The following is a 25,294-nucleotide window of genomic DNA, read 5'->3' on the forward strand; positions in this document are numbered from 1 at the left end:
GAAATATGGCAAAGAAAACAGAAGCAACAGTAGAAGAAAAACTAAGAACCTTATACGATTTGCAACTTATTGATTCTAGAATCGATGAAATAAGAAATGTGCGTGGTGAATTACCTTTAGAGGTGGAAGATTTAGAAGATGAGGTAGAAGGTCTTAAAACACGTTTGGACAAACTCAACGGGAACCTTGATGAAATTACACAGGAAATTTCTAACAAGAAAAACCTAATTGAAGAGTCTAAAGCTTCTATAAAGAAATATGCTGAACAGCAAAAAAATGTTCGTAACAATAGGGAATTCAACTCACTTTCCAAAGAAATTGAATTTCAGGAATTGGAAATTGAACTAGCTGAAAAGCACATCAAAGAATTTAAAGCTCAAATTGAGCAGAAAAAAGAGGTGATTTCTCAAACTAAAGAGCGTTTGGCGGAGAGAGAAAGCCACTTGAAACACAAAAAAGGGGAACTTGACGATATTCTTAAGGAAACAGAAAAAGAAGAAAAAACGTTGATGGACAAGAGTCTTTCTTACGAAGACCTTATCGAACCAAGACTTCTTTCTGCTTACAAAAGAATTAGAAAAAGCGTTAAAAACGGTTTAGCAGTTGTGCCGATTGAGCGTGGAGCTTCTGGAGGTTCTTTCTTTACAATCCCACCTCAAGTACAAATGGAAATTGCTTCCCGTAAAAAAATCATCACTGATGAGCACAGTGGTAGAATTTTAGTTGACCCTGCGTTAGCTGAGGAAGAAAGACAGAAAATGGAAGATATGTTTGCTGCGATTTAATCCATTTACGATTAAGTATAATTTACCTTAGGTAGCAAACAATCTAAAAAATAGAAGCCTCGCAATTTTGCGGGGCTTTTCATTTTCCTCCACTTTTTGTAACTTAAACAGAAAATGAAACTTTTTATCCTCACACTTTTTATTACGCTTACGGGCTTAAACATGAAAGCACAGCATATAGATTTAGATGATTTAAAATGGAAAAAGAGAATTGTTATCATTAAGCACAACAAAGAAGTCGATATACTAAACAGTAAACAAACTACGCTATTTCTTCAAAACGAGGCGCAAAATTCTGAACGTGATTTAGTAATTTTCACAGTCGATTCAACAACTGTTTATTTAGGACGGAAAGAAACAAAAGAGAACCCATTACACTTTTGGAAACAAACTGGATTAAAAAAAACTTTTGAAGGTATCGTTTTAATTGGGAAAGATGGAGGAGTAAAATTGAAAGAACCTTTCCTTATCGAACCTCAAAAAATTTACGATTTAATTGACAGTATGCCTATGCGAAGAAGGGAAATGGACAAAAACTGAAAGTCCTTACAACTCTATTCTTAACTTTTGAATTATTTATTTTTTTCTGAAGACGAACAAAGCGTTACTGCTTTTCCAAGATACTTTGGGTTATCAAGATTTTGAACGATAAAGTCAGCTACACTTAACCTTGAAATATTCGTAGTTTGCACTCTTCCACTTTCCATCACCAAGTAATTCTTTTGGTTCATCATTTCATCAGTCAAGCCCACTGGCCTCACAATAGTATAAGGAAGAGAACTCTCCCTCACGTAGTTTTCCTGAGCTTCATGATCTGAAATATGTCCTTTTAAAATGGTATTCACAAATGTTCTGCTAAAAAAGCCTAGATGGCCCAAACTTTCATTAGCCCCTGCAGAGCTCACCACCCAAATTCGGGGATTTGCATTGGTTTGCGAAAGACACTTCACAACATTTTTCGTAACATCTCCGCGAACCGTAGAACACTTTAACGAATCCGCTCCCACGGCTATAATTACCGCATCGAAGCGTTGGTTACCGAACAGATTTTGCAAATTGGAAATATCTATTCCATCACCCCGAATTACCCTAACCCCAGTTTGCGGTCGAGGTAATTTCTCTGGGGACCGAACAAACGCCGTTACTTGATGGCCCTCGTTCAAAATTAATCTTACGAGATGACGACCTGTTCTTCCAGTAGCTCCCAACACTAATATTTCCATATTCAATTCTAATTTGCTACACGTGGCGCATCGTGTAAATCATTGAAAAAGGTAAGAAAAATAGAATTAGATTATTGCTCTTTTAAAAGTATTTTTAACTTTTTCCCTTTCAAATTTCTTCAATTATCGATGTGCCTTTTGAAAAGTCTCCAGACGTCCACTCCCAAGTTTCATGAAGCCTTATTTTATTATTTTCAATAATTTCGGGTACAGAAGTACATTTACCCGTTCTTAGATTTCCATGGATGTCTATTTGGTGATAACACATGGTTATTACACCGTCTTTATCGACCAAACCCAAAAGATGGCCTTTCGCAATCTCTCCGCCCCCATAGTTTGCGGAAACCATTTGCCCCTCTTGCTTATATTTAAAAATAGTTTCCTGCGAAGTTTGTCCGTTTTCCGTGTTTGCAACAGGTTTAAAAGCTTTGTTATCGTAATTTATGCGCATTGCATTATTTTGATAATTTTTCCAATATTTTATCTTCTACCTCTTCACTATCCCATTTATCTTCAATATTCTCCATTTCCATCACCTCATCCATTATCTTTCGTTGGAAATCCCCCATTTCGAGGGCTTCTTTGTATGGGTCGTTAGAAAAAGTGACACGGCTGTAGAGTGGAATCCACTTTTCAGGGTATTTATTATGAAAATGTTTTTCTATCTTCTTCCGAAGTAAAAAAGAATCATCAGCTGTTTTAGAACTCATTTCCATAAAATTGCGGTAACTAAGTTCGGCTATGGCATCAGTGTTGGGTTTACGGCTCGTTTCATATTCAGCAAAAATTGTTTTCCAATCGTCGCCATGCTTCTCCATTAAATCGTTCAAAACTGTAATATCCTCAAACCCGGCATTCATTCCTTGTCCGTAAAAAGGAACAATAGCGTGGGCGGCATCCCCTATTAATGCAACCTTGTCCCAGTACGTCCAAGGTTCACATTTTATGGTCACCAGAGAACTGGTTGGGTTTTTAAAGAAATCCCGAATTAAATTAGGGATGTCCTCTTTTACATCTTCAAAGTGGGTAGAAAAAAAGTTTTCAACCTTTGTTTCGGTGTCAAGACTTTCAAAAGAAACCTCTCCTTCTATAGGCATGAAAAGTGTACAGGTAAAACTTCCGTCCAAATTGGGTAACGCAATAAACATAAACTCCCCTCTGGGCCAGATGTGTAGGGAATTTTTATTCAGTTTATGACTCCCATCTTTATTGGCAGGAATGCTTAACTCTTTATAACCCGTTTTTAAAAAATGCTGACTGTAATTAAACATACTTCGTCGTTGCATTTTGTGCCGTATCCTAGAAAAAGCACCATCAGCACCAAAAACCATATCATATTTATGCGGTGTCCAATCCTCGTCTTCCGCATCACCCGTATAAATAATGGCTTCCGGAAGGGAAACGTCCCACACTTTGGAATTAAATATGAAATTCACCCCAGCGTTTTCGGCTAAGTCAATCATTTTTTTATTCAAAATCCCTCTTGAAATGGAATAAATTGCCTCCCCTTCATTCCCGTAATACTGAAAATACATGGGTTTATCCGGGGTATGAATGGCTCTTTTATCCATCGGGATAGCAATCTGCCTAACGGGTTCTGCCATGCCTATAGTCTCCAACGCCTTCCAGCCGCGGTTGGACATAGCCAAGTTTATTGAACGACCCGAAAACTCGGTAGTCCTAATATCTGGGCGCCTATCATAAACATCCACTTGGTGTCCTTTTCTTCGTAAATAAATGGCTAATAAACTTCCTACGAGACCGCTGCCGGTAATCGCAATTTTCTTAGGCGTTTGCATGAAATCTTGAAATATAAAAAGACCCGCTTATGCGGGATACCCTACAAAGTTAACAAATTATATGGTTTTATTAACGAATCTTAATCATATAGCCCCCTTAGCGATTATTATATTTGAGTGAGAAGGAAATTTTAATACAAACTTTTGGTGTTAAGGAATTCAATTCTATTACGACCGAAAGTTGAAACATCTTAATTTAAAAATTAAAAAGAAAAAATTCTATGAAATCAAATCAACCGTTATTGGAAAGTTATCAACTGGGAGACATTACCATACAAAACCGAGTGATTATGGCTCCTATGACACGTTCTAGGGCTGATAACAAAGAAAATGCCCCAACGGACATCCATGCTAAGTATTATCAACAAAGAGCAAGTGCAGGTTTAATTATTTCTGAAGGAACTCAAGTTTCCAAAGAGGGCGTTGGCTATATTAACACTCCTGGAATACATTCTGAAGCACAAGTTGAAGGATGGAAAAAAGTGACTGAAGCCGTTCATGAAAAAGACGGTAAAATCTTTGCCCAGCTTTGGCATGTAGGAAGAATGTCCCATCCTTATTTTCACGATGGCGATTTGCCTTTAGCGCCAAGTGCTGTAAATCCGAAAGAAAAAGTATATACCCCTGACGGATTTGAAGAAACGGTAACGCCGAAGGAAATGACAGTTAGCGACATAAAGAGAACCATCGCCGATTTTAAACAAGCTGCAAAGAACGCTAAAGCTGCTGGTTTTGATGGAGTAGAAATCCATTCTTCAAACGGGTACTTATTTCATCAGTTCTTTAACAATAGTTCTAACAAGAGAACTGATGATTACGGTGGCAGTATTTTGAACAAAACGCGGTTCTTTTTTGAGGTATTGGATGAAGTGAAAGAGATATTCCCAGAAAACAAAATCGGAGTTCGTCTAAATCCGTCTTTGCATGGTGCTTTCGGAATGGAAGCAGACGAGGAAACCATTCCAACATTCGACCATATCATAAAGAAATTGAACGATTACAATTTAGCATATTTACACTTGTCGGAACCCTTCACCGATGTCTCTGATGTCCCTTTTTTAGTGAGCGATATTGCATTGCATTACAGACCTTTGTACAATGGTACGCTAATGATTAATACAAACTTCAATCAAGAAAGAGGAAATAAGGTTATTGAAGAAGGAAATGCCGATTTGGTATCGTTTGGCAAACCCTTTATATCCAATCCTGATTTACCTGAACGATTTGCTTTGAACGCACCAATTGCAGAGTGGGATGAAGCCACTTTCTATGTTCCAGGAGAAAAAGGATATACCGATTATCCAACGTATAAAGAAACCTTAAAAAACGCTGATAATTAATGTCTTAAAAAATTATTCCGTATATTAATGGAACTTTAAAACATTAGTTATGAGCGAAAAATTGGATAGAATGCGAAAAATTCTTTCAAAATTGGAAGATATTAAGAATACACAGGAAAGTAGCATCGACAAGATTAACCACGTTATTACCGACCTTTTTCAGCATCCAGATGCTAAACTAGAAAAAGTAATGGAAGACGCCCATCAAAGGGCATCAGATAACGTGGATATGGTTCGCGAGGCTATTAATGAATATGAAGAGCGGGTTAAAAAACTCACTCCAGAGTAAGAATGCGTTCTCTTTAAAGAAACATAGATATCTAATTACCAAAAGGCAGGCTGTTGTAAGCTTGCCTTTTTACTTTTATTTAACACACTTTCAAAATCCAAATCCGTAATCGTGGCGTATATATTAAAAATACTAAAATATCGCTCCAAGCGTCTATATATATTCAACGAACCCTCACTAAATAAGTGAGGGTTTTTATTTTCCACTCTATTCTCAAATTTCAGTTTGTATTTCTTCTAAGTTTCGAATTGAAATGATGTTCATTTAAAAACTTCTGAATATCAATTTTTTATATTAAATTGTATCTAACAACCCCACTGAATTTTCAGTGCTTAAAAAATTTAATTATGAGAGATTTAATCTGGTTAATTATTGTGATTCTAATTATTGGATGGTTAGTTGGCTATTTTGGCTTTGGAGAAGCCGTTGGAAGTTTAATCCATATCTTACTGGTATTAGCCATTATAGGTATTCTTTACAGACTTGCAACTGGACGACGACCATAATTTTTTAAAAAAAAATTACTTTTCCGTAATCCAAAAGCAAAATACGGCCGTATATAAAGTAATCATTACATAGTAGTAGGTATTAGTTTAGGGAAAAAGCCTCTCGTTTTTATATCGGGAGGCTTTTTATTTGCTGCTATTCTTTCCTCACCTAAAAACACGGCCCACATATTACTGTTCTTGTATTCATGTGCGCTTCCTTTCCAAACATATTTCTCTAACCAAACAGAAATCTCTTTTTTAAAAGTCTACCAGAGTCTATAAAACTTGTAAAAAAGAAGTTTTAATTAAAACTGGACCCTGATTTTATAGTTAATCGGATGTATTAAAGTTTATGAATTAGACGTACAGGGAGACGAACATAAAATAGAATTCACCATGGAAAACTGGTGGATTAGCGATTTTAAAGTTTTTTACAGGCAAGAAAAAGCCACACTTTATAATTATAATAACAAAAGACACCAAACTACTAAAAATAACTAAATAGAAAATCAAAAAATTGTTTACACAGTCAGCTATATTGGACCGTTTACCAAAATAAAACTTACAAATGCTTTTATATAGATGCAATACTGTATTTTGGGAGCTTTAGGTAAAGAAAGCTCTGAGCGCTATTTAGTCGTTTAAAAGGTTATACAAATATTGCGCAAAGATTTCCAAAATATCTTATGGTAGCTTATTTAGGAAAAAGAAGAAAGTCTGAAAAATCGATTTAAAAAAATCACTTAGAGGGAAGTTTTTAAAAATCTCCAATTCACAAAAATTAAAGTTGTATCAATCCTTCTGCTAAACATAGCGTAATTAAGTGAGTAGAATTTTTACATCCAGCTTTTTTAAGGATATTTTTTTTATGAGTATGAACTGTATGCTCGGATATATTTAAATGTTTTGCTATATCCGAAACTCTGCTTCCCAAAGCAATTTCTCTTACAACCTGTAATTCTCTATTCGTTAATAGTCCTGTTATTTTGCCCACTTGTTCCGAGCATTCGGCAGTAAAAGCATCCGCATCGATATTTACATTAAAAAACGATTGCCCCCCATTAATGTGTATAAACGATAAATCGTTGGCTGCCTTAATTGAGAATGGAGTAATATCGCTGTGAATCCCAAGAACATGTACAAAACAACCTTCACTACTCAAAGATAGCGGCGTGGCTTGATGTAGCATTATCCGTTCACTATTTGTGGTATGCTTCATTTTATAAGTGTACATAATTTTATAATCTTGCATTTCGGTTGGCTTCAAATAATGCATATAAAAACTCTGTATGATTTGTTCCTTCTTATAAACTAGGTCAATATCCGACGATGATACAAAAGAAAGCAAATGCTCCATAGTCAATGTGGAAGGCTCCAATCCCGTAAATTCTTTCACACTATCAGAAATGTATTCTATTTCCATTGTATGGAAATTCACAATATAATAATAAGATTTTCCTGGAGCGACCAGCTTAATCATTTTTTTCAAATATTCTGGAATAGTTAATCTATTAGAGCTTTTCACCTTTGAAGTGTAATTAGCCCGCCAATAATTTGAAATCTTTTTAAAATCACTCACTTTTAAATTATTAAGAATTTTACTATTCTAATATATAAAAAATACCCATAAAAGGGTATTGTGATAAAAATTAGAAGAACCTAAGTTTGTGCACAATAAATTAGCTGTTTTTGTTAAAATCATAAAGGAAGTAACACACAATTAACGAAATGCTTTTACATTAAAACAGATTTTTTTATAAATCTTTTTTTACAAACTAAACAACCTAAAAAAATGAAAAGAAAAATTACAATTCTAACTTTCATTGCTGTGCTAATCTTTTCTGTGACGCCAGCAAGATCAAATGAAGTTTACTATGGAAAGAAAAAAATTCAAGTAAGCGCTTCGGAATCGGACGCTGAAATTATTGTAAATGGAAAAACTGTCGGAAAAGGATCGGCAGAAGTATTAGTCCAAAAAGACGACTGTGTTACTGTTTTAGTAAAAAAAATAGGGTATCTGGTAGAGCAAATTGAGTTTTGTAACCAAAAGGGAATGGCTGCCCCTCCAAAGTCACACCACTTCGAAATGCATAACGATGATGCTTTTGATGCTTCCGTACAAACAGACATTGCTAATGTTGATATTGAAATTAAAGTAGACGACATGGATAAAGACAAAGCGTGGAAACTAATCAATCAGATTGTTTTAAATTATATTGATGTAATCGAAATGACCGACAAAGAGACTGGTTATTTAAGAACTGCTTGGTCTTTACAAACTTTCAAACAAAACACCATTAGAACACGAATGATTGTAAAAGAATCTTCTACTAGCCCTTTAGTTTATAAAGTTAAGCTTGTGAGTGAAGAGTCTGGTGAACCACTTACTAGCGTTAAAAATGACCATCTCTTTAAAGAATGGGATCGCGTGCTTAGAAGTTATGACCATACAATTTCTGAGTTTCAAGCTAGAATAAAATAATTATCCCTGCCAATTAGAGAAATCAATTCAGTTTTAGCTGAAAATTAAACGCTTCTTTTATAGAAAAAGAAGCGTTTTTATTTCTCAAAAATTGACACTATAACATACATCTTCATCAAGGGATCACTCATTAAAAAAAATGTCTATTTTTATAAAAAATTAAAACCCAAATGAAACATATAACCTTATTCTTCACAATATTTATTTTTATCATTAGCTGTAAAAAAGAAAAAGAGCAAACTACCGATTTAAATCCTCTGGAGAAAGTTGCTCACGCCCATGGTTTTAAAAAGTGGAACAAGGTAGAAACGATAAAGTTTACTTTTAACGTTGATAGGGACACCACCCATTTTGAAAGAAGCTGGGAGTGGAATCCTAAAAAAAATGAAGTAACCGCCATTAAAGATGGGGAATCTTTAACCTTTAACAGAAGTCAGATTTTAAGTGACGAAGAATTGATTGCCGATAAAAACTTCATTAATGATGTGTATTGGCTTTTGGCTCCATATAAATTAGTTTGGGATACAGGTTTGGAATATGATGAACCGACAATGGCAAAAGCCCCCATCAGCAACGATTCTTTACAAAAGCTAACTATAACCTATAACAGCCAAGGTGGCTATACTCCTGGTGATGCATATGACTTTTATCTAGATGAAAACCACGAAATAAAAGAATGGGTGTACCGCGAAGATAATAGTTCGTCTAATTGTATGATAACTACTTGGGAAGATTACCGTGATTATGAAGGCTTAAAAATTGCTACCATGCACCAAAATGAAAACGGTGTTTTTAAGTTGTATTTCACTAATATTGATGTAACGCTAACTAAAAATTAATCATTTTTCTTTCTTAAATAGTAACTGGTAAAAAAAACAATGATTGCCGCTACAAGCAGCGCAGTAAAACTAAGCCTTAACGAAGATAAATCTGCTAAAAATCCAAGTATTACCGGTCCAGTTAAAAACCCGACAAAGCTTATCCCTGCAATAAACGAGATGCCTTTAGCGGGCTCCACTCCATCCACTTTTCCGGCTAACCTAAATAATTCGGGAATGATTACAGAAAAACCTAATCCCACCAAACCAAAACCAAGAAGTGCCAAAAAAGTATTGGCAGTAAGAATTAACAAATAGCCAACAACCCCTATTCCCACTCCTACATTTATAATCTTTAATGCTCCGTATTTATCGCTTGCAAAATCCCCAAAAAAACGACCGCACGTCATCGTCGCAGAGAATAATGTGTACCCTAATCCTATAAGAAAAGTTGATGATGTAAGCGTAACATTTTTCAGGTACAAACTACTCCAATCTGCAATGGCTCCTTCGCTTGCTAAAATTAAAAATCCAATTACGCAAAGTCCAAAGAGCGGCTTTAAATAGGCTAAATCCATGCCTCCTCCACTGGAAACCGTGCCTTTTACACTTTTGTAAAACTTAAATAGTAGCAGGTTAGTAATTACTACAAAAATTATAACGCAAAGCATATGCACCCAAGGAGTTTCAATAAACAGCTTTAAGAGGCTTCCAACGCCTGCGCCTATAACACCCCCCAAGCTAAAAAAGCCATGTGTGGCAGACATAATAGTTATATTATCTTCCCGTTCAACTTCAGAAACCAACGTATTCATTACAATATCCGTCAAACCGGAACTTGCTCCTACTATGAATAAAGAAACTGCCAAAAGTAAATATGAAGGAGCTAAAAATGGCAGCAAGAATAAAACAGCGTATAAAACAATTCCAAGAAAGGTAGAATGTCCTACTCCTAGTTTTTTGATAACCAAAGGCGCTATGGGAATGAAAACCAATGTCCCTAAAGCGAAGAAAAACAATGCTATTCCCAATTGACCTTCTGTTATTTCCAATTTAGATTTTATAGTTGGAATATAAATAGCCCACGTCCCAAAAAGTATGTTTAGAGAAGCGAAAACCCAAGCAGGAGCAAAATACTTTTTATTGGTTAGGATTAATTTTAATGCATTCATTTTTATGGATAACTTTACTTACAGGAAGAAGCTTGTAATTTGTAAGAAAACAAATATTTCAACGTCTAACTATTGAAGTTAAAATTAAAAAAATATCTATGAAAACAACACTTTATAAATCAGATACAAGGGGGCATGCCGATCATGGTTGGTTAAACGCCTATCACAGTTTTAGTTTTGCCAATTATTTTGACCCACAGCGTATAAATTTTGGTGTTTTGCGTGTATTAAACGACGACACAATTGCACCGGGCAGAGGTTTTGGTAAGCACCCACACGACAACATGGAGATTATCACTATTCCGTTATCTGGCGATTTGGAGCACGAAGACAGTATGGGCAATAAAAAAGTGATAAAAGAGGGCGACGTGCAATCTATGTCTGCCGGAACGGGTGTTGTTCATAGCGAATACAACGCAAACCAAGATAAGGAAGTAAAACTGCTTCAAATTTGGTTGATGCCAAAAAAACGAAATATCACTCCGACTTACGACCAAATAAGTCTAGAGTTGAAAGACAGAAAGAACAAATTTCAGCAAATTGTATCTCCAAACCCAGATGATGCTGGGGTGACCATCAATCAAGATGCTTGGTTCAACATTACGGAAATGGATGCAGGAAAAGGGTTGAACTACACATTACATAATCCAAAAAATGGGGTGTACGCATTTCTTTTGGAAGGTAATGTTTCCATAAACGATGAAACTCTTGAAAAGAGAGACGCCCTTGGCATTAGAGAAGCGGAGGAACTAAAAATAAACGCAACAGCCGACAGTAAATTATTGCTGATGGAGATTCCTATGGCGTAGTGTGATAGACTTTTAAATTCTTACGGCTTAAATTTTGAATAGAGCTTCATTCAGTTGTAAATGACTCAAAAGGATTTTGCTGCTGGATGAAGCTATTTTTTTACGTTTAGTTTTTACGAAGACAGCATGTTTTACAATCATCGATTTCTTCGGCACCTTTCACTGCAGTACTTTACATGCTCCCAGTCTCGCTCCCATTTATTACGCCACGTAAAAGGCCTACCACAAACTAAACAAATCTTGGAAGGTTTTTCTTTGTTGGCCATGGGTAAAATAATTTTTCAAATGTTTTATACGGCCTCTTCCGCTAAAAACTGAACTTCATATAGATTTCTATAGTAACCATCAGGTTTTTTCAGAAGCTCTTCATGCGTCCCGGATTCTACAATGTTCCCAGCTTCCATCACCAGAATTTTATCGGCTTTTTTAATGGTTGCCAAGCGGTGTGCAATGACAATTGAAGTGCGCCCTTTGGTAATTTTATCGGTAGCTTTTTGAATGAGTTTTTCTGAATGTCCGTCCACCGAAGAAGTTGCTTCATCTAAAATTAAAATACTCGGATTACTTACGTAAGCCCGTAAAAACGCAATTAGTTGCCTTTGACCACTGGAAAGCATGCTTCCACGTTCTTTTACGTTATAGTGATAACCGCCTGGAAGGCTCGTAATAAATTTATGAATTCCGATATCTTTTGCAGCTTGCACTACATCTTCCTCTCTTATGGAATTATCATTTAAGGTGATATTATTTAATATAGTATCCGCAAATAAGAATACATCTTGAAGTACAATGGCAATTTGTGAACGTAATGATTTTATGGTGAATTCAGAAATATTTGTGCCATCCGCCAAAATCTCCCCGGAGTTAATATCGTAAAAACGATTCAGCAAATTAATTATAGTTGATTTACCCGCGCCTGTAGCTCCAACAATTGCAATGGTTTCCCCCGGTTTTGCATCAAAGGAAATACCGTGAAGCACTTCTTCATCTGGAACATACCCAAAACGAACATTCTTAAACGAAATTTCACCTTTTAAATTATTAGCCTTTAAGGTTCCTTTGTTTTCAATTTTACTATCCGTGTCAAGAATATCAAAAACACGGTTGGCAGCAACCATACCCATTTGAAGGGTGTTAAATTTATCGGCGATTTGTCTTAGAGGTCTAAAAATCATGGAAGAGAGCATGATAAACATAAATATATTACCTAAATCTTCCGCTCCATCCATAACGGCACGTAAGCCTCCAAACCAAACAATTAAACCTGTTGTGATAGAAGACATTAATTCTACTACCGCAATAAAAATGGAGTTGTACCAAACGGTGTTTACCCAAGCTTTTTTATGTTTATCGTTTATTTCTTTAAATTGTTGATATTCTTCATTTTCACGAACAAAAAGCTGTACGATTTTCATTCCCGACAAGCGTTCCTGCACGAAAGAATTTAAATTGGAAACTTCTCTACGTACCTCCACAAAAGCTTTTTTCATAGCCTTCTGAAACAAACGGGTAGCATAAAGCATTAAAGGTAGCACCGCAAAAATAATGAGCGAAAGTTTCCAATCGAAATAGATCATTACCCCTGCCACCACAATCATTTTTAGCAAGTCGCTCACAATCATGAACAGCCCATCGCTAAAAATAGCCGCGATACGTTCAATATCGCTAACCGCCCTAGTAACCAACACTCCCACGGAAGAGCTATCAAAATACTTCATTCTAAAACGAAGCATGTGCTTAAAAAGTTTTACCCGGATATCTTCAATAACCGATTGTCCGAGCCAATTCGCGTAATAGATAAAAGAAAGCTGACTGATTACTTCTAAAAAAAGCACAATTGTCATGTACACTACAAATATCAGCAATCCATGACTATCTTTATTCAAAATGTAATCATCAACAGTATATTTCAATAAAATAGGCCTTACAGAAGAAAAGACCGAAAGCATAATAGCGGCAATTGCCACACCAATAAAAGTGAGTCGGTATGGTTTGGTGTATTTCATCAATCGGGTAAAAAGCCCGAGATCGAATGTATTTCCTGTTTTATCTTTACTCATTAATTTTAAATATTCTTTCTGGATACAAAACTTCCGTTAAATAGAGTCCGTGAGCGGGAACCGATGCTCCTGCGTTGCTCCTATTTTTACTTTCAATAATTTTTTTAACGTCCTCCATAGTACGTTTTCCCATTCCTACATCAAGTAAAGTCCCTACCACGGCGCGAACCATATTACGAAGAAATCTATCGGCCGTAATATGAAACACCAACAAGTCGTTTTGACGAACCCAAACGGCCTTCCTAACATCACAAATATAAGTTTTTACATCGGTGTTTGACTTTGAAAAACATTGAAAATCCTTATACTTCAATAATAAATCAGCCGCTTCATTCATGGCGTCTAAATCTAGTTCTGCCCTTAAATTATAGGCATAATCCGTGTAAAAAGGATTTTTCTGAGAAACCACCCAATACTCATAGCTGCGTTGGACAGCGTCGAAACGTGCATGCGCATCATCTTGAACTCTCTGAATGTTCTGTATGGAAATATCAGTAGGCAAATAACTATTCAATTTATAATGAAGCTCTTCCTCATCAACAATAGATTCCACATCGAAATGCGCATACATTTGTTTGGCGTGTACCCCAGCGTCTGTTCTTCCCGCGCCTACAATTTGTATTTCGCTTCGTAACAATGTAGAAAGCGCATTTTCTAACACTTCCTGAACCGAAATAGCATTGGGTTGGTATTGCCAGCCGTGATAATGCTTACCATTGTATGAAAGTTCTAAAAAATATCTCAAAACCTAAGTAATGTTGTTTTTTAACCAAGAAACAAAGATACCATTATTTTGCACCAACTGAATGCAGAAAGTGCTGAGGAATCAAAAACTAATGTTCCTATCATTTAAAGACATTTTTTTATTGCTGATATGATTTCTCTAATTGAAATGATACCTTTACCCTGAAGAATGAAATTTATGCGTAAAATCCTATTGTTATCGGACACACATAGTTACTTGGATGAGAAAATCCTTAAATATGTAAATCAAGCTGATGAAGTATGGCACGCGGGCGATATTGGAGATTCTAAAGTTACGGATACCATACAAAAATACAAACCATTAAAGGGGGTATTTGGAAATATAGACAACGATAAAATAAGATTGGAATTTCCAGAGAACAACCGTTTTACATGTGAAAATGTGGATGTTTGGATTACTCACATTGGTGGTTATCCTAATCGTTACGATAAAAGAATTCGAGAAGAAATAAAAAAGAATCCTCCAAAATTATTCATCAGTGGCCATTCCCATATTTTAAAAGTAATGTGGGATAAAAAACTAAATCTACTACATATGAATCCTGGAGCAGCCGGAAAACATGGATTCCATAAAGTGAGAACCATGTTGCGGTTTGTAATTGATGGCGAACAAATAAAAAATCTTGAAATTATAGAGTTGGAAAAAAGAGTTTAACTTTCCTAAGAAACTGAATATTAAAAACCTTAATCATGAATACATCCATTAAAAAACTTCCTTTAATTGTTTTAGCAATAACCATATTTTCTTCCAGCTGTACTTCTTTGAATACAACTAACGGAAGTTCTCAAAACAGCAGTGTTGTTTTAAACACGGTTCAGTCCGTTTTGAAAAACGGTACACAAGATGCCTTTGCTGTTTTTGGCGATACCGAAGCATTTATGACCAACGCTCTTATTGATGCCGCCATGCCCAAGGAGTTAAAAGACATCAATCGAAAACTAGAATCCTACGGACTATCAAGCGTTGTAGAAAAAGAAAAAGCGCTTATCAGCGAAGTAGCAGAAGCTTCCATAACGGCCGCAAAGCCTATTGTTACGAAAGCCATAAATAAGATGACTCCACAAGATGCCATAGCCATACTTTCTGGAGGAAAAGGAGCAGCCACGCAATACCTTAAGGACAAAACCTATACCGATCTTACTAAAGCCATCAATCCGGTTGTAACTTCAAAAACCGAAAGTCTTGGAATAAACAGTTTGCTGGACAATGCTCTTGGCGGGAACAACAGTTCTTTAAATGAAATTGTTGGGGTGGTTTTAGGCACCGGTAGTTCTGCAAACGGCACAGTACAGTTAAACGATGCGATAACCAAACAATTAACCGATGGTCTATTCAACATTGTGGAAGACGCAGAAAATGATGCCCGCTCCAACCCAACAACGATTCTAAATTCTATATTAACGAATTAAGCCTCGCCCGTCGGCCCGAAGTTCAACGGCATAGGTGGCTGTTCGTAATCTTTTATTTCGCCATGTGCCTGCTCAAAGCGATGCACATTATCGCCCAATGCCTTTAAAAACCTTTTGGCATGTTGTGGGGTTAAAATAATCCTGCTTTTAACTTTAGCCTTCGGCCTGCCCGGCATAATGCTCACGAAGTCTACCACAAATTCTGAAACGGAGTGGTTGATAATCGCTAAGTTAGCATACGTCCCTTCTGCTGTAGCATCGTCCAGTTCTATATTGATTTGATTTTTGTTTTTATCGTTTTGATCACTCATAGTATGTGTTTGAAAGTTTATAAAATTTAAAGCAGTATTGACTTTGAATAATTTTCTTTAGACTTGGGTAAAAATAGTATTTTAAAAAAGAAAACCCCAAAGGAAATCCTTTGGGGTTTGAATATCTATATTAAAAGACATTAAAAGTTAACGTGCTGCTGTTGTTTGCTAGCCATAATCTCATTGTACTCTTCTTTAGATCCTACAATAATATCATCATAGTCTCTCATACCAGTACCAGCTGGGATTTTGTGCCCAACAATTACGTTTTCTTTCAATCCTTCAAGATCATCTACCTTACCGCTTACCGCAGCTTCGTTCAGTACTTTTGTAGTTTCCTGGAACGATGCAGCCGAAATAAACGACTTGGTTTGTAATGATGCTCTTGTAATACCTTGCAATATTGGTGTAGCTACTGCAGGAACTGCATCTCTAGCCACTACAAGTTCTTTGTCATTTCTTCTCAAGATAGAGTTCTCATCTCTCAACTCACGTGGAGAGATAATCTGTCCAGCCTTAAGTGTTTCAGAGTCTCCTGCATCCTCGATAACTTTCATTCCAAAGATTCTATCATTTTCTTCAATGAAGTCATCTTTATGAACTAATTGTTGCTCTAAGAATGTAGTATCACCAGAATCTTGGATATTAACTTTACGCATCATTTGACGTACTACTACCTCAAAGTGCTTATCATTAATTTTCACCCCTTGTAAACGATATACTTCCTGTACTTCATTTACTAGGTACTGCTGAACCGCAGAAGGCCCCTTAATTCTTAAGATATCTTCCGGAGTTATAGAACCGTCTGAAAGTGGCATACCGGCACGAACGTAATCGTTCTCCTGAACAAGAATTTGGTTGGATAACTTCACCAAATACTTTTTGATATCCCCTAACTTAGATTCTACAATAATCTCACGGTTACCTCTTTTAATTTTTCCAAAAGAAACAACACCATCAATTTCAGAAACTACTGCTGGGTTGGAAGGGTTACGTGCTTCGAAAAGCTCAGTAACTCTTGGTAAACCACCGGTAATATCCCCTGCTTTAGAAGATCTTCTTGGTATTTTAACAAGGATTTTTCCTTCTTCAATTTTCTCATCATTATCTACCATAATGTGAGCTCCAACAGGTAAGTTATAAGAACGTAATGTCTCCCCTTTACTGTTTTTAATCAACAATGTTGGGATAAGTTTCTTGTTTCTAGATTCAGAAATTACTTTTTCTTGGAAACCGGTTTGTTCATCGATTTCAACTTGGTAAGTAACCCCTTGATCAATATTCTCGTAAGCAATTTTACCAGAGAATTCAGAAACAATTACCGCGTTATATGGATCCCACTGACAAATAATCGTACCTTTTTCAACTTTAGCTCCATCTTTTACAAAGATTTGAGAACCGTAAGGAACGTTATTGGTTGCCAATGTGATATTGGTTTTCTCATCGATAAATTTAACCTCGGCAGTTCTAGAAATTACAATATCAACCTCTTTTCCTTCAGCATCGGTTCCTTTAACTGTTTTAAGGTCTTCAATTTCAACCTTACTGTTAAATTTAGCAATGATTTTATTTTCTTCTGAAATGTTACCTGCAATACCTCCCACGTGGAATGTACGAAGCGTAAGCTGTGTACCAGGCTCTCCAATAGACTGTGCAGCAACAACTCCAACAGCCTCTCCTTTTTGAACCATTTTACCAGTGGCTAGGTTTCTACCGTAACACTTAGCACAAATTCCTTGTTTCGCCTCACAAGTAAGCGGTGAACGAACTTCCATTCTTTCTACTGGCGAAGCTTCAATTTTCTTAACGATTTCTTCTGAAACCTCTTCTCCTGCTCCAACTAAAAGCTCTTCAGTAAGTGGATCGTACACATCATGTAGAGATACACGTCCTAAAATACGCTCTCCAAGTGACTCAACGATTTCGTCATTTTTCTTTAAGGCTTCCACTTCTACACCACGCAGTGTTCCACAGTCTTCTGTGTTTACAATAACGTCTTGAGAAACGTCCACCAAACGACGTGTTAAGTAACCCGCATCCGCAGTTTTTAATGCCGTATCCGCAAGTCCTTTACGTGCACCGTGCGTAGAGATAAAGTACTCAAGAATTGAAAGACCTTCTTTAAAGTTAGAAAGAATTGGGTTCTCGATAATCTCTCCACCACCAGCAGTAGATTTTTTCGGTTTCGCCATCAATCCACGCATACCGGTAAGCTGACGAATCTGCTCTTTAGATCCCCTCGCTCCTGAATCAAGCATCATGAACACCGAGTTAAATCCTTGGTTATCTTCACGAATACGCTTCATTGCAAGTTCGGTTAGCATAGCATTGGTAGAAGTCCAAACGTCAATCACCTGATTGTAACGCTCGTTATTGGTAATAAGACCCATGTTATAGTTGGCCATAATTCCATCTACCTGCTCGTTTGCTTCCGCAATCATTGGGTGTTTTTCTTCAGGAATAATAATATCACCTAAACTGAAAGACAATCCACCTTTAAAGGCGAAGTTATACCCCATGCTCTTGATTTTATCCAAGAAATCTGCCGTAGTTGGCACATCGGTTGCCTTTAAGATTTTTCCAATAATATCACGAAGCGACTTTTTAGTCAATACTTCATTAATGTAACCTGCTTTTTCTGGAACCACTTGGTTGAAAAGAATTCTACCAACAGTAGTTTCGATAATTTGCGGTACTAACTCACCTTCTTCATTGAAGTCTTTCGCACGAACTTTAACAATAGCATTCAAATCAACTTTTTTCTCGTTGAAAGCAATGGTTACTTCATCCGCAGAATAGAAAGTCAATCCTTCTCCTTTAATCTTATGGTCTTCTGTAGATTTTCTAGCTTTGGTCATATAGTAAAGACCAAGCACCATATCTTGAGAAGGTACCGTAATTGGTGAACCGTTAGCGGGGTTCAAAATATTGTGAGAAGCCAACATTAACATTTGTGCTTCCAAAATAGCTTCTGGACCTAGTGGCAAGTGAACCGCCATTTGATCCCCATCGAAATCCGCGTTAAATGCCGTACAAACCAGTGGGTGCAATTGAATTGCTTTTCCCTCGATAAGCTTAGGCTGGAACGCTTGGATACCCAAACGGTGAAGCGTAGGAGCACGGTTAAGTAGTACTGGGTGTCCTTTAAGAACATTTTCCAAAATATCCCAAACTACAGGCTCTCTTTTATCTATAATTTTCTTAGCAGATTTTACTGTTTTTACAATTCCTCTTTCAATTAATTTTCTAATTACAAAAGGCTTGTACAGCTCAGCTGCCATATTTTTAGGAAGACCACACTCATACAGTTTCATTTCTGGTCCAACAACAATTACCGAACGTGCTGAATAATCCACACGCTTACCTAGAAGGTTTTGACGGAAACGTCCTTGTTTACCTTTTAATGAATCTGAAAGTGACTTAAGTGGTCTATTTGATTCTGTTTTAACCGCAGATGACTTGCGAGTGTTGTCGAACAAAGAATCTACAGATTCCTGAAGCATACGCTTCTCGTTACGCAAGATTACTTCTGGCGCTTTGATTTCCATCAAACGCTTCAAACGGTTGTTTCTGATAATTACACGACGGTAAAGATCATTTAAATCTGAAGTCGCGAAACGACCTCCATCCAATGGAACCAACGGACGCAATTCTGGTGGAATCACCGGAATCACTTTCATGATCATCCATTCTGGATTGTTTTCTCTATTCTTTTGAGACTCACGAAGCGCTTCTACTACTTGAAGACGCTTAAGTGCTTCTGTTTTACGTTGTTTAGACGTTTCAGTATTCGCTTTGTGACGTAACTCGTAAGATAGTTCGTTAAGATCGATTCTTGATAAAAGCTCGATCAAACATTCAGCTCCCATTTTAGCGATAAACTTATTTGGATCTGTATCTTCCAAATATTGGTTTTCAGCAGGAATGGATTCAAGAATGTTTAAGTATTCCTCTTCCGTAAGGAAATCCATTTTTTGTACAGGATCTCCATCGGCGTTTTTAGCATCTCCAGGCTGGATTACCACATAACGCTCGTAATAAATAATCATGTCCAATTTCTTGGATGGCAACCCAAGAAGATATCCAATTTTATTAGGTAAAGAACGGAAATACCAAATATGTGCTACCGGTACCACTAAGTTAATGTGACCTACTCTGTCTCTACGTACCTTTTTCTCGGTAACTTCCACACCACATCGGTCACAAACAATACCTTTATAACGTATTCTTTTGTATTTACCACAAGCACATTCGTAATCCTTTACCGGACCAAAAATACGCTCACAGAAAAGACCGTCACGTTCTGGCTTATGTGTACGGTAGTTGATGGTTTCCGGCTTAAGCACTTCTCCTCTAGATTCTGCCAAAATAGATTCTGGAGAGGCCAAACCGATTGAGATTTTATTAAATCTCTGTTGAACTGTATTCTTATCTTTATTTCTAGCCATAATATATGGTGATAATGAATTAAGTGTAATTTACCCTCGTCGAGGGTTTAATTCTCCAGCTTTTACTGGAAAGAATTAATTTATTTTTCTTTAAAAACCTTTCAGCATTGCTGTAAGATAGTTGATGACTATTATTTTAGTGAAGGCACTCAGCAAAAACCAAGTGCCTCTACTAAAAATATTATTCTTCCAATCTAATGTCTAATCCAAGACCCTTCAATTCATGCATCAATACATTGAACGATTCCGGTAACCCTGGCTCTGGCATCATTTCTCCCTTAACGATAGACTCATAAGTTTTTGCTCTACCGATAACATCATCAGATTTAACAGTCAAAATTTCCCTAAGCGTACTTGATGCTCCATAAGCTTCAAGTGCCCAAACTTCCATCTCACCAAAACGCTGACCACCAAATTGTGCTTTACCTCCTAAAGGCTGTTGCGTAATTAATGAGTATGGTCCAATAGAACGAGCGTGCATCTTATCATCTACCATGTGGCCTAATTTAAGCATGTAAATTACACCCACTGTAGCCGCTTGATCAAAGCGCTCTCCAGTTCCACCATCATAAAGATAAGTGTGACCGAATCTTGGAATTCCTGCTTGGTCTGTAAGTTCATTAATCTGATCTAAAGACGCTCCGTCAAAGATTGGAGTTGCAAACTTCTTACCGATGTTTTTACCAGCCCAACCTAATACGGTTTCGTAAATCTGACCAATGTTCATACGCGATGGTACCCCTAGTGGATTCAATACGATATCTACCGGTGTTCCATCTTCCAAGAATGGCATATCTTCTTGACGAACGATTCTCGCAACGATACCTTTGTTACCGTGACGACCTGCCATTTTATCCCCTACTTTAAGCTTACGTTTTTTAGCGATGTACACTTTAGCAAGTTTCATGATTCCCGCTGGTAATTCATCTCCAACAGAAATTGTAAACTTATCTCTACGCAACGCTCCTTGTAGGTCGTTTAATTTAATTTTATAATTGTGAAGAAGATCATTGATCAACGCATTGGTCTCATCATCTGTAGTCCAAGTTCCGCTCACTAAGTGTGCGAAATCATCAACTGCATTTAACATCTTCTGCGTGTATTTCTTTCCTTTAGGGAATACTTCTTCACCTAAATCGTTAAATACACCTTGAGAAGTTTTTCCATTTACAATAGAGAACAACTTATCTACCAACACATCTTTAAGCGCTGTGAACTTGGTTTCGTATTCAAGTTCAAGCTTAGCGATGTCTTCTTTATCTTTTGCTCTTTTGCGCTTATCTTTAATAGCACGTGAGAACAATTTCTTGTCGATTACCACACCGTTTAATGATGGAGACGCTTTTAAAGAAGCATCTTTTACATCACCGGCTTTGTCACCAAAGATGGCACGAAGTAATTTTTCTTCTGGAGTTGGGTCGGATTCTCCTTTAGGAGTAATCTTACCAATTAAAATATCACCAGGTTTTACTTCTGCACCAATACGAATCATACCGTACTCATCCAAGTCTTTTGTAGCCTCTTCTGAAACGTTTGGTATGTCGTTCGTTAATTCTTCAGCACCTAATTTGGTATCTCTAACTTCTAATGAATACTCATCGATATGAATAGAGGTAAAGATATCTTCTCTTACCACTTTTTCAGAAATCACGATTGCATCCTCGAAGTTATATCCTTTCCAAGGCATGAAGGCCACTTGAAGGTTTCTACCCAAAGCAAGTTCTCCTTGCTGTGTTGCATATCCTTCACAAAGCACCTGTCCTTTTTCAACTTTATCACCTTTTCTTACGATAGGCTTCAAGTTGATAGAAGTTCCTTGGTTTGTTTTTCTGAATTTAACAAGATCGTATGTTTTGAAATCATCATCAAAACTTACCAATCTATCATTTTCAGTTCTGTCGTATTTAATTCTGATCTTAGAAGCATCTACGTAATCCACAACACCATTTCCTTCAGCATTGATCAATACTCTAGAATCAGAAGCTACTTGACGCTCTAGTCCAGTACCTACAATTGGCGATTCTGGTCTTAATAATGGAACTGCCTGACGCATCATGTTTGATCCCATTAATGCACGGTTCGCATCATCATGCTCCAAGAATGGAATTAAAGATGCCGAGATAGAAGCAATTTGGTTAGGTGCAACATCGGTATAGTGAATCTCATCTGGATCTACCACTGGGAAGTCACCTTCCTCACGAGCAATTACTTTTTCAGAATCGATCGTTCCATCGTCTGTTAAAGGAATGTTTGCCTGTGCAATTTTCTTCTCCTCTTCTTCTTCAGCACTTAAATAAAGTATTTCTGAAAGATCTACTTTACCATTATCTACCTTTCTATATGGAGTTTCGATGAATCCCATACCGTTTACTTTGGCGAATACACTCAATGAAGAAATCAAACCAATGTTTGGTCCTTCAGGTGTTTCAATCGGACAAAGACGACCGTAGTGCGTATAGTGAACGTCACGAACCTCGAAACCTGCTCTTTCCCTTGACAAACCACCTGGCCCAAGTGCCGATAGACGACGCTTGTGCGTAATCTCTGCCAACGGATTCGTTTGATCCATAAACTGAGACAACTGGTTGGTACCAAAGAAAGAATTAATTACAGAAGACAATGTTTTTGCATTAATCAAATCGATTGGCGTAAACACCTCGTTATCACGCACATTCATACGCTCACGAATAGTTCTTGCCATACGAGCTAAACCAACACCAAATTGAGAAGACAATTGCTCACCCACAGTTCTAACACGACGGTTAGACAAGTGATCGATATCATCGATCTCTGCTTTAGAGTTAATCAACTCAATAAGATATTTAATAATGGTAATAATATCTTCTTTTGTTAGAACCTGCTTATCCATTGCGATATCCAAGCCTAACTTTTTGTTCATTCTATAACGACCAACTTCACCTAAGTTGTAACGTTGATCAGAAAAGAACAACTTGTCAATAATACCTCTAGCCGTTTCTTCATCTGGCGGCTCAGCATTACGTAATTGACGGTATATGTGTTCTACAGCCTCTTTTTCTGAGTTTGTAGGGTCTTTTTGTAATGTATTATAGATAATAGCATAATCACCGGTTTGGCTATCTTCTTTATGCAACAAGATAGTTTTTACGTCGGTTTCTATAATTTCATCTATATGTTCTTTTTCAAGTATGGTATCCCTATCGAGTACAATTTCATTACGCTCAATGGAAACTACTTCTCCTGTATCTTCATCAACAAAATCTTCATGCCAAGTTTTAAGCACACGTGCCGCTAACTTTCTACCCAACACTTTTTTCAATCCGCTTTTAGACACCTTGATTTCTTCAGCAAGATCGAATATTTCCAAAATATCCTTATCACGCTCAAAACCGATGGCACGGAAAAGTGTAGTAACAGGTAATTTTTTCTTTCTATCGATATAGGCGTACATCACGCTGTTAATATCGGTAGCAAATTCTATCCAAGAACCTTTAAAAGGAATTACTCTGGCAGAATATAATTTAGTTCCGTTTGCGTGGAACGATTGACCAAAGAATACACCTGGAGACCTGTGTAATTGCGATACGACTACTCGTTCAGCTCCGTTAATAACAAAGGTACCACTTGGCGTCATGTAAGGGATAACCCCTAAATAAACGTCCTGTACTATGGTTTCAAAATCTTCGTGCTCTGGATCTGTACAATACAGTTTTAGTCTAGCCTTTAAGGGTACACTGTACGTTAACCCTCTTTCAATACACTCTTGAATAGAGTAACGAGGAGGATCGATAAAGTAGTCTAAAAATTCTAGTACAAATTGATTGCGCGTATCAGTAATGGGGAAGTTCTCCAAGAAGGTGTTATAAAGACCTTCGTTACCTCTCTCTTCAGATTTTGTTTCCAGTTGAAAGAAATCCTGGAATGATTTAATCTGAATGTCCAAGAAATCCGGATAAGCCGGCGTATTCTTTGCAGAGGCGAAATTAATTCTTTCAGTCTGATTTGTGAACATCAATGGACAATATTTTGATTAAAATGAAATTATAAATACGTATACATTTATATACGCAAAAAGGGTTTAGGTCTCTTTCCATAAAATTTGGAAAGGACCTAAACCGTATCTTACAGCTTGAAGCTGTAGGTAAGAATTACTTTAATTCTACCTCAGCACCAGCTTCTTCTAAAGACTTCTGAAGACCTTCAGCTTCGTCTTTAGATACTCCTTCTTTAATAGCTTTAGGAGCGCTATCTACTATCTCTTTTGCTTCTTTAAGACCAAGACCAGTTAATTCTTTAACTAGTTTTACAACAGCCAATTTAGAAGCACCAGCAGCTTTAAGGATTACATCAAATTCTGTTTTCTCCTCAGCAGCAGCGTCACCACCAGCGGCAGCACCACCAGCAACAGCTACAGCTGCAGCAGCAGGCTCAATACCATATTCTTCTTTTAAGATATCAGCTAATTCGTTTACTTCTTTAACTGTTAAATTAACTAATTGTTCTGCAAAATCTTTTAAATCTGCCATTTTTCTATCGTTTTAATAAATTTTTAAAATATATAATTGTTTAAGTGCGTACTACTTATGATTCCCTTTCTGATAAAGTTTTAAGGATACCAGCTAACTTACCACCACCAGACTTAAGTCCGCTAATAACATTCTTAGCAGGTGATTGTAACAATGTAATGATATCTCCAATAACCTCGTCTTTAGATTTGATGCTAACTAATGCATCTAGCTTATCATCTCCAAGGTAGATTGCCTCTTCGATAAAAGCTCCTTTTAAAAGAGGCTTATCTGATTTCTTACGGAAATCCTTAATCACTTTTGCAGGACCATTTCCAGTTTCAGAAAACATTAAAGAAGTATTTCCTTTAAGTACTGATGGAAGGTCACCGAAATCTTTATCAGAAGCATCCATTGCCTTTGCAAGCAATGTATTTTTAACAACTGCGAGTTTGATGTTTGCTTTAAAACAAGCTCTACGTAAATTAGAAGTTGTTTGTGCATCCAAACCTGAAATATCTGCTAAATAGATATTTCCATTATCACCTAACTGCGCAGTTAAATCTTCTATTACCGTTAACTTTTCTTCTCTAGTCATGATTAAAAAATTT

Annotated in this window: 23 protein-coding genes; 10 read left to right on the forward strand and 13 right to left on the reverse strand. The window is 36.8% G+C overall.

The window, feature by feature from the left end:
- The first annotated feature begins 5 nt into the window (after positions 1-5).
- Both NDQ75_RS01240 and NDQ75_RS01245 read left to right on the forward strand, forming a co-directional pair.
- The gene (locus tag NDQ75_RS01240) at positions 6-785 is read left to right on the forward strand and encodes a zinc ribbon domain-containing protein (protein ID WP_202028951.1); all 780 of its coding nucleotides are present in this window, start codon (positions 6-8) and stop codon (positions 783-785) included.
- A gap of 114 nt (positions 786-899) precedes the next feature.
- Complete coding sequence (locus tag NDQ75_RS01245; protein WP_202028952.1) at positions 900-1,325, forward strand: DUF4174 domain-containing protein; 426 nt, start codon at positions 900-902, stop codon at positions 1,323-1,325.
- Between the two features lie 32 nt (positions 1,326-1,357).
- On the opposite strand, the gene NDQ75_RS01250 is transcribed toward NDQ75_RS01245, so the two are convergent.
- From NDQ75_RS01250 to NDQ75_RS01260, 3 genes are all read right to left on the reverse strand, one after another.
- Complete coding sequence (locus NDQ75_RS01250) at positions 1,358-2,008, reverse strand: NAD(P)-dependent oxidoreductase (protein WP_202028953.1); 651 nt, start codon at positions 2,006-2,008, stop codon at positions 1,358-1,360.
- 109 nt (positions 2,009-2,117) lie between these two features.
- The gene (locus tag NDQ75_RS01255; RefSeq protein ID WP_202028954.1) at positions 2,118-2,459 is read right to left on the reverse strand and encodes a n-acetylglutamate synthase; all 342 of its coding nucleotides are present in this window, start codon (positions 2,457-2,459) and stop codon (positions 2,118-2,120) included.
- Between the two features lie 4 nt (positions 2,460-2,463).
- Complete coding sequence (locus tag NDQ75_RS01260; protein WP_202028955.1) at positions 2,464-3,807, reverse strand: FAD-dependent oxidoreductase; 1,344 nt, start codon at positions 3,805-3,807, stop codon at positions 2,464-2,466.
- Between the two features lie 221 nt (positions 3,808-4,028).
- Between NDQ75_RS01260 and NDQ75_RS01265 the strand changes: the two genes are divergently transcribed.
- From NDQ75_RS01265 to NDQ75_RS01275, 3 genes are all read left to right on the forward strand, one after another.
- Positions 4,029-5,147, forward strand: a complete 1,119-nt coding sequence (locus tag NDQ75_RS01265; RefSeq protein WP_202028956.1) for an alkene reductase — start codon at positions 4,029-4,031, stop codon at positions 5,145-5,147.
- 49 nt (positions 5,148-5,196) lie between these two features.
- On the forward strand, positions 5,197-5,436 hold the full coding sequence (locus NDQ75_RS01270) for a hypothetical protein (RefSeq protein ID WP_202028957.1): 240 nt from the start codon (positions 5,197-5,199) through the stop codon (positions 5,434-5,436).
- 347 nt (positions 5,437-5,783) lie between these two features.
- Positions 5,784-5,942 carry a lmo0937 family membrane protein gene (locus tag NDQ75_RS01275; RefSeq protein ID WP_178951271.1) on the forward strand — a complete coding sequence of 53 codons (159 nt, stop codon included), beginning with the start codon at positions 5,784-5,786 and terminating at the stop codon, positions 5,940-5,942.
- Between the two features lie 763 nt (positions 5,943-6,705).
- On the opposite strand, the gene NDQ75_RS15950 is transcribed toward NDQ75_RS01275, so the two are convergent.
- The gene (locus NDQ75_RS15950) at positions 6,706-7,503 is read right to left on the reverse strand and encodes a response regulator transcription factor (RefSeq protein ID WP_202028958.1); all 798 of its coding nucleotides are present in this window, start codon (positions 7,501-7,503) and stop codon (positions 6,706-6,708) included.
- Positions 7,504-7,716: 213 nt separating this feature from the next.
- Here NDQ75_RS15950 and NDQ75_RS01285 point away from each other — a divergent pair, with 213 nt between their 5' ends.
- Positions 7,717-8,406, forward strand: coding sequence for a hypothetical protein (locus tag NDQ75_RS01285; RefSeq protein WP_202028959.1), 690 nt, complete (start codon positions 7,717-7,719; stop codon positions 8,404-8,406).
- 170 nt (positions 8,407-8,576) lie between these two features.
- Positions 8,577-9,245, forward strand: coding sequence for a hypothetical protein (locus NDQ75_RS01290; RefSeq protein ID WP_202028960.1), 669 nt, complete (start codon positions 8,577-8,579; stop codon positions 9,243-9,245).
- Here NDQ75_RS01290 and NDQ75_RS01295 read toward each other — a convergent pair.
- Positions 9,242-10,396 carry an MFS transporter gene (locus NDQ75_RS01295; protein WP_202028961.1) on the reverse strand — a complete coding sequence of 385 codons (1,155 nt, stop codon included), beginning with the start codon at positions 10,394-10,396 and terminating at the stop codon, positions 9,242-9,244. The genes NDQ75_RS01290 and NDQ75_RS01295 overlap by 4 nt on opposite strands.
- 98 nt (positions 10,397-10,494) lie before the next feature.
- On the opposite strand from NDQ75_RS01295, the gene NDQ75_RS01300 reads away from it, so the two are divergent.
- Complete coding sequence (locus NDQ75_RS01300; RefSeq protein ID WP_202028962.1) at positions 10,495-11,205, forward strand: pirin family protein; 711 nt, start codon at positions 10,495-10,497, stop codon at positions 11,203-11,205.
- Between the two features lie 137 nt (positions 11,206-11,342).
- On the opposite strand, the gene NDQ75_RS01305 is transcribed toward NDQ75_RS01300, so the two are convergent.
- The 3 genes from NDQ75_RS01305 to truA are packed head-to-tail and all read right to left on the reverse strand — an operon-like array spanning position 11,343 to position 14,010.
- Positions 11,343-11,471, reverse strand: coding sequence for a DUF2256 domain-containing protein (locus NDQ75_RS01305; RefSeq protein WP_202028963.1), 129 nt, complete (start codon positions 11,469-11,471; stop codon positions 11,343-11,345).
- A gap of 24 nt (positions 11,472-11,495) precedes the next feature.
- Positions 11,496-13,265 (reverse strand): ABC transporter ATP-binding protein, encoded by a 1,770-nt coding sequence (locus NDQ75_RS01310; RefSeq protein ID WP_202028964.1) that lies wholly within the window; start codon positions 13,263-13,265, stop codon positions 11,496-11,498.
- Complete coding sequence (gene truA / locus NDQ75_RS01315) at positions 13,258-14,010, reverse strand: tRNA pseudouridine(38-40) synthase TruA (RefSeq protein ID WP_202028965.1); 753 nt, start codon at positions 14,008-14,010, stop codon at positions 13,258-13,260. The genes NDQ75_RS01310 and truA overlap by 8 nt, the downstream gene beginning before the upstream one ends.
- A 177-nt stretch (positions 14,011-14,187) precedes the next feature.
- Between truA and NDQ75_RS01320 the strand changes: the two genes are divergently transcribed.
- Positions 14,188-14,685 (forward strand): metallophosphoesterase family protein, encoded by a 498-nt coding sequence (locus NDQ75_RS01320; RefSeq protein WP_202028966.1) that lies wholly within the window; start codon positions 14,188-14,190, stop codon positions 14,683-14,685.
- Between the two features lie 35 nt (positions 14,686-14,720).
- On the forward strand, positions 14,721-15,440 hold the full coding sequence (locus NDQ75_RS01325; RefSeq protein ID WP_202028967.1) for a DUF4197 family protein: 720 nt from the start codon (positions 14,721-14,723) through the stop codon (positions 15,438-15,440).
- Here NDQ75_RS01325 and NDQ75_RS01330 read toward each other — a convergent pair.
- From NDQ75_RS01330 to rplJ, 5 genes are all read right to left on the reverse strand, one after another.
- A complete protein-coding gene (locus tag NDQ75_RS01330) occupies positions 15,437-15,751 on the reverse strand; it encodes a DUF3467 domain-containing protein (protein WP_202028968.1) in 315 nt (104 codons plus the stop codon). The two genes, NDQ75_RS01325 and NDQ75_RS01330, sit on opposite strands and share 4 nt — an antisense overlap.
- A 140-nt stretch (positions 15,752-15,891) precedes the next feature.
- A complete protein-coding gene (gene rpoC, locus NDQ75_RS01335; protein WP_202028969.1) occupies positions 15,892-20,199 on the reverse strand; it encodes a DNA-directed RNA polymerase subunit beta' in 4,308 nt (1,435 codons plus the stop codon).
- Between the two features lie 181 nt (positions 20,200-20,380).
- Positions 20,381-24,190, reverse strand: coding sequence for a DNA-directed RNA polymerase subunit beta (gene rpoB / locus NDQ75_RS01340; protein WP_202028970.1), 3,810 nt, complete (start codon positions 24,188-24,190; stop codon positions 20,381-20,383).
- A gap of 136 nt (positions 24,191-24,326) precedes the next feature.
- On the reverse strand, positions 24,327-24,704 hold the full coding sequence (rplL, locus tag NDQ75_RS01345) for a 50S ribosomal protein L7/L12 (RefSeq protein ID WP_202028971.1): 378 nt from the start codon (positions 24,702-24,704) through the stop codon (positions 24,327-24,329).
- A 55-nt stretch (positions 24,705-24,759) separates the two neighbouring features.
- Positions 24,760-25,281, reverse strand: coding sequence for a 50S ribosomal protein L10 (gene rplJ, locus NDQ75_RS01350; RefSeq protein ID WP_202028972.1), 522 nt, complete (start codon positions 25,279-25,281; stop codon positions 24,760-24,762).
- Positions 25,282-25,294 lie beyond the last annotated feature (13 nt).

This window comes from Galbibacter mesophilus (assembly GCF_023721415.1).
In the GTDB taxonomy this organism is placed as follows: domain Bacteria; phylum Bacteroidota; class Bacteroidia; order Flavobacteriales; family Flavobacteriaceae; genus Galbibacter; species Galbibacter mesophilus.

Bases quoted from the DNA above. Each gene is read 5' to 3' on its own strand.
- NDQ75_RS01240 (WP_202028951.1), top strand. From the start codon at position 6: ATGGCAAAGAAAACAGAAGCAACAGTAGAAGAAAAACTAAGAACCTTA.
- NDQ75_RS01245 (WP_202028952.1), top strand. From the start codon at position 900: ATGAAACTTTTTATCCTCACACTTTTTATTACGCTTACGGGCTTAAAC.
- NDQ75_RS01250 (WP_202028953.1), bottom strand. From the start codon at position 2,008: ATGGAAATATTAGTGTTGGGAGCTACTGGAAGAACAGGTCGTCATCTC.
- NDQ75_RS01255 (WP_202028954.1), bottom strand. From the start codon at position 2,459: ATGCGCATAAATTACGATAACAAAGCTTTTAAACCTGTTGCAAACACG.
- NDQ75_RS01260 (WP_202028955.1), bottom strand. From the start codon at position 3,807: ATGCAAACGCCTAAGAAAATTGCGATTACCGGCAGCGGTCTCGTAGGA.
- NDQ75_RS01265 (WP_202028956.1), top strand. From the start codon at position 4,029: ATGAAATCAAATCAACCGTTATTGGAAAGTTATCAACTGGGAGACATT.
- NDQ75_RS01270 (WP_202028957.1), top strand. From the start codon at position 5,197: ATGAGCGAAAAATTGGATAGAATGCGAAAAATTCTTTCAAAATTGGAA.
- NDQ75_RS01275 (WP_178951271.1), top strand. From the start codon at position 5,784: ATGAGAGATTTAATCTGGTTAATTATTGTGATTCTAATTATTGGATGG.
- NDQ75_RS01285 (WP_202028959.1), top strand. From the start codon at position 7,717: ATGAAAAGAAAAATTACAATTCTAACTTTCATTGCTGTGCTAATCTTT.
- NDQ75_RS01290 (WP_202028960.1), top strand. From the start codon at position 8,577: ATGAAACATATAACCTTATTCTTCACAATATTTATTTTTATCATTAGC.
- NDQ75_RS01295 (WP_202028961.1), bottom strand. From the start codon at position 10,396: ATGAATGCATTAAAATTAATCCTAACCAATAAAAAGTATTTTGCTCCT.
- NDQ75_RS01300 (WP_202028962.1), top strand. From the start codon at position 10,495: ATGAAAACAACACTTTATAAATCAGATACAAGGGGGCATGCCGATCAT.
- NDQ75_RS01305 (WP_202028963.1), bottom strand. From the start codon at position 11,471: ATGGCCAACAAAGAAAAACCTTCCAAGATTTGTTTAGTTTGTGGTAGG.
- NDQ75_RS01310 (WP_202028964.1), bottom strand. From the start codon at position 13,265: ATGAGTAAAGATAAAACAGGAAATACATTCGATCTCGGGCTTTTTACC.
- NDQ75_RS01320 (WP_202028966.1), top strand. From the start codon at position 14,188: ATGCGTAAAATCCTATTGTTATCGGACACACATAGTTACTTGGATGAG.
- NDQ75_RS01325 (WP_202028967.1), top strand. From the start codon at position 14,721: ATGAATACATCCATTAAAAAACTTCCTTTAATTGTTTTAGCAATAACC.
- NDQ75_RS01330 (WP_202028968.1), bottom strand. From the start codon at position 15,751: ATGAGTGATCAAAACGATAAAAACAAAAATCAAATCAATATAGAACTG.
- rpoC (WP_202028969.1), bottom strand. From the start codon at position 20,199: ATGGCTAGAAATAAAGATAAGAATACAGTTCAACAGAGATTTAATAAA.
- rpoB (WP_202028970.1), bottom strand. From the start codon at position 24,190: ATGTTCACAAATCAGACTGAAAGAATTAATTTCGCCTCTGCAAAGAAT.
- rplL (WP_202028971.1), bottom strand. From the start codon at position 24,704: ATGGCAGATTTAAAAGATTTTGCAGAACAATTAGTTAATTTAACAGTT.
- rplJ (WP_202028972.1), bottom strand. From the start codon at position 25,281: ATGACTAGAGAAGAAAAGTTAACGGTAATAGAAGATTTAACTGCGCAG.